General features: G+C 60.6%; 1 protein-coding gene and 2 pseudogenes. All 3 read left to right on the top strand.

Annotated elements, in window-relative coordinates; genetic code table 11:
• Positions 1–165, top strand: a pseudogene (gene rplB / locus EOA38_RS38470) (50S ribosomal protein L2); the annotation flags it as partial.
• 16 nt (positions 166–181) lie between these two features.
• Positions 182–460: a 30S ribosomal protein S19 gene (gene rpsS, locus EOA38_RS38465; RefSeq protein WP_006205463.1), complete on the top strand. Its 279-nt coding sequence runs from the start codon at positions 182–184 to the stop codon at positions 458–460.
• Positions 461–462: 2 nt separating this feature from the next.
• Positions 463–553, top strand: a pseudogene (locus EOA38_RS38460) (50S ribosomal protein L22); the annotation flags it as partial.

Here is a 553-nt window from a genome sequence, read left to right as displayed (position 1 = left end):
GCCATGAACCCGGTCGATCACCCGCACGGCGGCGGCGAAGGCCGCACCTCGGGTGGCCGTCATCCGGTTTCGCCCTGGGGCAAGCCGACCAAGGGCAAGAAGACGCGGTCCAACAAGGCGACCGACAAGTTCATCGTGCGCTCGCGCCATCAGCGCAAGAGCTAAGAAGAGGTAACGCCAAGTGACTCGTTCGATTTGGAAAGGCCCCTTCATCGACGGCTACCTTCTGAAGAAGGTGGACAAGGTTCGTGAAGGCGGTCGCAATGAGGTGATCAAGATGTGGAGCCGTCGCTCCACCATCCTGCCGCAGTTCGTCGGCTTCACCTTCGGTGTCTACAACGGCCAGAAGCATGTCCCGGTCTCCGTGAACGAGGACATGGTCGGTCACAAGTTCGGTGAATTCGCTCCGACCCGGACCTATTACGGTCACGGCGCGGATAAGAAGGCGAAGAGGAAATAATCATGGGCAAGGCCAAAGCTCCGCGCAGGCTTGCTGACAACGAGGCGCGCGCCGTTCTGCGCACCATCCGTATCAGCCCGCAGAAGCTGAACC

This window comes from Mesorhizobium sp. M1E.F.Ca.ET.041.01.1.1, assembly GCF_003997355.1.
In the GTDB taxonomy this organism is placed as follows: domain Bacteria; phylum Pseudomonadota; class Alphaproteobacteria; order Rhizobiales; family Rhizobiaceae; genus Mesorhizobium.
The sequence above is the reverse complement of the archived record's forward strand: the minus strand, read 5'-3'. Positions and strand labels throughout refer to the sequence as shown.